The sequence below is a fragment of the Halalkalibacterium halodurans genome, assembly GCF_004376175.1.
Taxonomy (GTDB): domain Bacteria; phylum Bacillota; class Bacilli; order Bacillales; family Bacillaceae_D; genus Halalkalibacterium; species Halalkalibacterium halodurans.
Map to the genome: position 1 here is coordinate 1 of NZ_SNUY01000003.1, position 2014 is coordinate 2014.

Genomic DNA, 2014 nt, shown 5'->3' on the forward strand with positions numbered 1-2014 from the left:
CATATCATCTCTTTTCATGGCGAGAGCTATAGACTGTCCCACGCATTGTCGAAAAGGAATTAAATGGGTGGCAAACCTCTGCATTTTTCATTGCATTTCTCTGCACTTTTCTATTGCAAAATACAACCTGCTTTTTGCAGGTGGCATTAGACATTAATTATAGCCTTTATGGTCTTAAAATATATTACATATACATTGTGATTCATTTTATAAAAGTAGGTAGAAAAATAAACTTACTCCTATTCCTATAGTTGTATAAGTTTTAGACTGTTTGATTGGTAAGTCGTCCATTCTATTAATAATAAATTCTTTTAAGCTTGTACTGGCAATTAACCCAACGCTTATTAGCAAGTGCCTAACGAATATATAAACTCTTGGAACAAGAGGGTTAGCTTGGTCAATTTCGTCAGCTACTAAAAGTGACGACTACCCAAGAAGCCCCCACTTCAAGCAAGCCGTAAGGGTGGTAAGTGGTGGGAGCAATTCACAACCCCTTCGACATAAACTATGTAAATTTGACTATTTTCGATAAATTTTTTTAATATTTATAGTTTCATATTTTTATCCATGATAATCTATTAAAAGAATATATAAATAATTTTGTCCTAGGAGGCATTAGATTGTTAAATAAAGTGGTACCGTCAAGAATTTTGTGTAAGCTCGCAGGGTTTCCTTTGGAATTGCCAATATATTAGACCTTAAGCAGCCTTGGTGACTACACAAAAAGTTTCAGAAGGTTCTGTCAAGGGCGAAGTGTATACGAGTCCCTTGACAGGTTCTTCGAACTTTTTAAGCTTTAAAAAAGGTGCTTAAGGATTATCTATATCGCTCTTCAAACATGTCATATAAAGCTTGATATGCGCTGACAAATCCGCGTAATTTTCGTTCAGACCATTTTTCATTAATGCCTTGAACGGTTAAATATACAATTTTCTCAGCGGCTTTAATGTCAGGTAAACTGTTCATGGGCTTCAGTCTTTTACGAATGTCCTTGATGGTCCGCTCAATCCAGTTGGTGGTGTAAATTACACTCCGAATGGAGGAGGGATATTTCAAAAATGTGAGTAATACCGGCAAATCTTTTTCCCATGAGGACACCTCTCTTGGATACTTGTTCTGCCATTTCTCTTGAAACATATAGAATTGTTCTTCAGCCTGTGAGTGAGTGAAGGACCGGTAGATTGCCTTCAGATCTTCAGCGACTTCTTCTCGATCCTTCTTACGCACACGATTTAAGGTGTGTCGTACTTTGTGTACCACACAACGCTGGACATCTGCTTTCGGATAAAGGCTTTTAAAAGCTTCTTCTAAGCCAGGAAGTCCATCAAATACACCGAGTAAGACTTCCTTCAGCCCACGTTGATAGAGGTCTTGAAGCATCTCTTGCCAACCAAGAGCACTCTCTTGACCACCAATGTAGAAACCTAACAGTTCACGATATCCTTCTACAGTGACTCCAATGGCAAAGTAAATCACTTCGTTCGCCACGGTGTCACGGCGGAGTTTGATATACATGCCATCCAGATATAGCACAGAATAGCGTGGGTGTAATTCGCGTTGCTGCCACGCCTGGATATCTTCCATGGCCACTTCCGTGATATTACTGATGGTCGTGGCAGAGTAAGAAGAACCGAGAATGCGTTCAATGAACTTCCCTACTTCACGGGTACTCATGCCACTTTGATACATCTTGATAATGGTTTCCTCAAGCCATCCATCTCGACGTTGGTAAGGAGCAAAGAGCTGAGTTTGAAATTCACCTCGGCGATCTCGTGGTACTGATAATTCTTCGATTTTGCCGTATCTCGTGTCTAATGAACGTTTATAATATCCATTTTTGCTGTTTGGATGATTAGGTCTTTCAACTTTCAAGTAGTTATCCAGTTCTGCTTTCATGATGATTTCAAGTCTTTCTTGAATAAATGATTTTATGATTTCTTCCAGTTGATTTGTGAAGTCGGAATTGTTTATACTTGATGACATAGGTAGGGATTACTCCTCTCTTATGGAATCT

Annotated in this window: 1 protein-coding gene; it reads right to left on the minus strand. The window is 38.9% G+C overall.

Annotation, left to right across the window (positions count from 1 at the left end; translation table 11 throughout):
* Positions 1-816 precede the first annotated feature (816 nt).
* A complete protein-coding gene (locus E2L07_RS01415; RefSeq protein ID WP_134228634.1) occupies positions 817-1983 on the minus strand; it encodes an IS256 family transposase in 1167 nt (388 codons plus the stop codon).
* Between the last annotated feature and the right edge of the window lie 31 nt (positions 1984-2014).

What these genes read in the sequence shown, in the direction of transcription:
- E2L07_RS01415 (WP_134228634.1), bottom strand. Translation starts at nt 1,983, where the DNA reads ATGTCATCAAGTATAAACAATTCCGACTTCACAAATCAACTGGAAGAA.